This window comes from Desertihabitans aurantiacus, from assembly GCF_003344635.1.
Lineage (GTDB): Bacteria > Actinomycetota > Actinomycetes > Propionibacteriales > Propionibacteriaceae > Desertihabitans > Desertihabitans aurantiacus.
Map to the genome: position 1 here is coordinate 1 of NZ_QPKK01000301.1, position 4,199 is coordinate 4,199.

A 4,199-nucleotide genomic window follows, 5' to 3' on the forward strand; every position below is an offset into this window, starting at 1 on the left:
ACGGCCGCCGTCCCGCCGCGGAGGGCGGGGACGGCGGCCGTCGGTGCGGACGTCCGGATCGGCGTCTCAGGCGGCCTTGCCGGTCACGGTGACCGGGATGTTGCCGCGGGTGGCCTTGGAGTACGGGCAGAACTGGTGGGCCGCCTCGACGAGCTGCTGGGCGGTCTCGTCGTCGACACCGGGGATGGTCACGGTGATGTCGACGGCCAACCCGAAGGAGTTGCTCTCGGGGCCGAAGCCGACGGCGATGTCCAGCTCGGAGCCGGAGGTGTCGATGCCCTGCTTGCCGGCCACCGCACCGAGCGCGCCCTGGAAACAGGCGCCGTAGCCGAGGGCGAAGAGCTCCTCGGGGTTGGTGCCCTCACCCTTCCCGCCCTGCTCCTGGGGACGGTCGAGCTGGAGGTCGAGCCGGCCGCTCTCGGCGCGGGCCCGGCCGGTGCGGCCACCGGTGACGGAGGCGCGGGCGGTGTAGACGATCTTGCTCGGAGTGTTGGTCATAACCAGAGCAACCCCGCGGCGGCGCCGGTTCTTCCCGTCCGCGGCAGAACAGTGCGGGACGGGCAGGTGGACGACGGGTGTCCCCGGCTCAGTTGGAGCTCGGCGTGTCCAGCGGGCGGATCGCCATGTGGATCCGGTACCGGTCGGCGCGGTACCACGAGGTCGCGAACTCGATCCGCCGCTCACCGGCCTTGGTGAGTCGCTCCTGCACCAGCAGCGGGGCGCGCTTGGTGGTCTCGAGGATGTGCGCCTGGTGGGCGTCGGCGGCCTCGGCCCGCACGGTCTGCTCACCGGAGGTGATGACCACGTCGTAGCGGGCGGCGAAGACGTCGTAGAGGGTGTTGAGGTCGGACTCCAGCAGGCCGGGGAACACCTCGGTCGGGTAGTAGCCGATCTCGTAGGCCATCGGGGTGCCGTCGGCCAGCCGCAGCCGCTCCACCCGGACCACCGGGTCGCGGGGGCGGATCTGCAGCTGGGAGGCCACCTCGGGGGTGGCGTCCTCCTCCCGGCCCTCGATCACCCGGGTCTCGGGCACCAGCCCGCGGGCCCGCATCTCGCGGGAGAAGGAGGTGAGGTGCAGCCGGGAGTTGACCTGGGGCCCGGAGACAAAGGTGCCCTTGCCGTGCACCCGCTCCAGCCGTCCGGACTCCACCAGGTCGGAGATGGCCTGGCGGACCGTCACCCGGCTGACGCCGAGGTCCTTGACCAGGGTGCGCTCGGACGGGATCGGGTCCCCGGGTCGGAGCTCGTGGGTGATGCGCTGGCTGAGGATGTGGCGGACCTGGGCCCGCTTCGTCGGCGAGCGGAGCGAGGTGAAGTCGTTCACCGTCATCTGCGGCCTTCCGTGTCCACTGGGCTCCGATCAGTCCAGTTGATACCACTCTAGGCCTTCCGGCCCTCCGCCGCCCCGACGAGCACCGGCCTCAGCACCAGCGCAGCGCCCAGTGGTACATCGCGATCGCGGCCGCCGCCCCCGCGTTCAGCGACCGGGTGGACCCGTCCTGGCTGATCGCGACCAGCGCGCTGCACGCCGCCACCAGGTCCTCGCTCAGCCCGGGCCCCTCCGAGCCGAAGACCAGGCAGCAGCGCTCGGGCAGCTCGGTCGTCTCCAGCGGCACCGCCCCCGGCAGGTTGTCCACGCCCACCAGCGTGTAGCCGGCACCCGCGGCCCAGCCGGCCAGCCCGGCGGCGTCCTCGTGGTGGTGCAGGTGCAGGTAGCGGTCGGTGACCATGGCCCCGCGCCGGTTCCAGCGCCGGCGTCCGACCACGTGCACGCCGGCGACGTTGAAGGCGTTCGCCGTGCGCACCACCGAGCCGATGTTGAAGTCGTGGGCGAAGTTCTGGATCGCCACCTGCAGCGGCCGGCGGCGGGTGTCGAGGTCGGCCACGATGGCCTCGAGCCGCCAGTAGCGGTACCGGTCGACCACGTTGCGGGAGTCGCCGGCGGCCAGCAGCTCGGGGTCGAGCCGGGGGTCGTCCGGCCAGGGCTGCGGGTGCGGCCCGACGCCGGGACCGTCAGTGGGCTGGGACTCCTCGCTCACCGAGGCGGCTGGTAGCCCTGCCCGGGCGGCTGCTGGCGGGGGTCCTGCTGCTGGGGCTGCTGGGGCTGCTGCCACGGCGCGGGCTGCGGCGCGCCGCCCTGCGGCTGCTGCTGCCAGGGCGCCGGCTGCGGCGGCTGGTAGGGCGCCTGGGCGTTCGGGTTGGGCAGGGCCTGCGGGTCGGACTGCACCGGCGGGGCCGAGGGCGCCGAGGACGGGCGCTGCTGCTGCTCGCCGCGGTAGGCGATCTCGCCGAAGCTGACGTCGGGGGCCTGGCGCACCTGCGGGTCGTTGACCTCGAAGTAGGTGGCCTTCTCGAAGTTGAACATGCCGGCGATGATGTTGCTCGGGACCGAGTCGACCTTGGTGTTGTAGGCGCGGACGTTGGCGTTGTAGAAGCGTCGGCCGGCCGCGATCCGGTCCTCGGTCTCGGCCAGCTGCTTCTGCAGCTCGAGGAAGTTCACGTTGCTGCGCAGCTCGGGGTAGGCCTCCACGCTGACGATGAGGTTGCGCACCGCGCCGGAGAGCTGCTCCTCCACCTGCGAGCGCTGCTCCGAGGGCAGCCCCGACTCGTGGCTGGCGACCGACTGGGCCTCGTTGCGCAGCCGGGTGACGTCCTCCAGCGTGTTGCGCTCGTGGGCGGCGAAGGCGCGCACGGTCTCGACCAGGTTGGGGATCAGCTCGTAGCGCCGGTTCAGCTCGACGTCGATCTGGCGCCAGGACTCCTGGATGAGGTTCCGGTTGCGGACGAACCCGTTGTACATCGCGATGGCGGCGATCCCGAGGACCACCAGCAGCACCACGAGGACGACGATGACGATGACCAGTGCATCCATGACGTTCCAGCCTTCCGGTTGCCGTGCGGGCAGGCGTCAGCCTATCGGCGTGGGAGGTCGCCGTCGCCGCACCCGGGCGCGTCCTACTTGTTGGAGGTCTCGACCAGCTCGGCGAAGGCCACGGAGCGGTCCGGGGAGTGGAAGAAGTCCTGGCAGGTGGTGAGCGTCATGATCTCGCGGGTGGCCTCGTTGCTGCGGTTGACCGGGTCGGGCTGCAGCACCCACGTCTCGGTGTCGTTGACGGTGAGGTCGCGGGGGGCGGTGAGCAACCGGTAGGTGTAGATCGCGTCGCGGGTCTCCACCTCGATCTCGGCGCCCTCGTCGAGCTCGAGCAGCTGGCGGAACGGCTCGCCGTGGGTGACCCGGTGCCCGGCCACGGCGAAGTTGCCGAGCTCGCCGGGACCGACCGAGGAGTCGTACCAGCCGACGCCGCGGGTGAGGGTGTCCACGTCGGTGCCGGTGAGGATCGGCACCACGTAGTCGGGGCCGAGGTCGGGGATGCGCAGCAGCCCGATGGCGTCGCCGGGGATCCGGACCGCGGGCGTCCCGCCCTGCTGGTCCTCCTCCTCGTCCTCGCCGGCGTCGGGTGCGGGTTCGGCCCACTCCCGTTCGAGCCGCTCGGTGGTTTCCTCGTAGGCCTGCTGGGAGGCGATGTTGGTGCCGAAGAACTGGTAGCCGACGTAGCCGAGGCAGGCCAGCCCGATCACCAGCAGACCCACCCCGAAGACGGTGAGGGCGGTGTTGCGGGGCTGCCGCCGGGTCGGGCGTTCGGCGCGGCGGGGCGCCTCCTGGACGGTCATCGGGACTCCTCGGGTCGGGACCGGAGCCAGCCTGTCACGGCCGGCGTCCACAGCAGAAGCACACAGAGGGCGATGTAGCCGACCGGGACGCTCAGCCACACCAGCTGGTCGGGCTGCCACCACAGCAGCCAGGCCACGGCCCCGGCGCCGAGCACGGTGGTCACCAGCCGCGGCCAGGCGCGCCGCACGGGGAGGCAGAACCCTGCCACCACCGCGAGCAGGGGCAGCCCGATGAGCGGCACCCACAGCCCCTGCTGCAGGCTCAGGCTGGCGCGGGTGAGCAGGTGGTACAGGCCGGACTCGATCGGGTCCTGGTAGTCCAGCGCGCTGGTGAGCGCGGTGAGCAGCAGCCAGACGAAGGCGACCGCGCCCGCGACCTGCAGGCCGGCGGTGACGGTCAGCACGGCCGAGACGGTGAGCGCGAACGGACGCTGCGCCGGCGCGGCGCCCGGGCCCGGGAGCGCCTGCGGTGGCGGGAGGTGGGGCGGCGGCAGGACCTGCGGCGGCTGCGGCGGCTGCGGCGGCTG

The 4,199-nt window shown here is 72.4% G+C and carries 6 protein-coding genes; all 6 read right to left on the reverse strand.

What is annotated here, in order from left to right:
- Nucleotides 1-66: 66 nt before the first annotated feature.
- A complete protein-coding gene (locus DVA66_RS17700; protein WP_114128216.1) occupies nt 67-498 on the reverse strand; it encodes an organic hydroperoxide resistance protein in 432 nt (143 codons plus the stop codon).
- An 88-nt stretch (nt 499-586) separates the two neighbouring features.
- Nucleotides 587-1,330, reverse strand: a complete 744-nt coding sequence (locus DVA66_RS17705) for a GntR family transcriptional regulator (RefSeq protein WP_114561236.1) — start codon at nt 1,328-1,330, stop codon at nt 587-589.
- Between the two features lie 91 nt (nt 1,331-1,421).
- Nucleotides 1,422-2,039, reverse strand: a complete 618-nt coding sequence (locus DVA66_RS17710; protein ID WP_114561237.1) for a TrmH family RNA methyltransferase — start codon at nt 2,037-2,039, stop codon at nt 1,422-1,424.
- Nucleotides 2,036-2,872, reverse strand: coding sequence for a LemA family protein (locus tag DVA66_RS17715; protein ID WP_114561238.1), 837 nt, complete (start codon nt 2,870-2,872; stop codon nt 2,036-2,038). Before DVA66_RS17715 ends, DVA66_RS17710 begins: the two co-directional genes overlap by 4 nt.
- Nucleotides 2,873-2,955: 83 nt before the next feature.
- Entirely contained in the window at nt 2,956-3,672 is a 717-nt protein-coding gene (locus DVA66_RS17720; protein WP_114561239.1) for a class E sortase, read from the reverse strand.
- A partial coding sequence (locus tag DVA66_RS21050) for a hypothetical protein (RefSeq protein WP_232822046.1) occupies nt 3,669-4,199 on the reverse strand: 531 nt, incomplete at its 5' end. The genes DVA66_RS21050 and DVA66_RS17720, both read right to left, overlap by 4 nt.

Bases quoted from the DNA above. Each gene is read 5' to 3' on its own strand.
- DVA66_RS17700 (WP_114128216.1), bottom strand. From the start codon at position 498: ATGACCAACACTCCGAGCAAGATCGTCTACACCGCCCGCGCCTCCGTC.
- DVA66_RS17705 (WP_114561236.1), bottom strand. From the start codon at position 1,330: ATGACGGTGAACGACTTCACCTCGCTCCGCTCGCCGACGAAGCGGGCC.
- DVA66_RS17715 (WP_114561238.1), bottom strand. From the start codon at position 2,872: ATGGATGCACTGGTCATCGTCATCGTCGTCCTCGTGGTGCTGCTGGTG.
- DVA66_RS17720 (WP_114561239.1), bottom strand. From the start codon at position 3,672: ATGACCGTCCAGGAGGCGCCCCGCCGCGCCGAACGCCCGACCCGGCGG.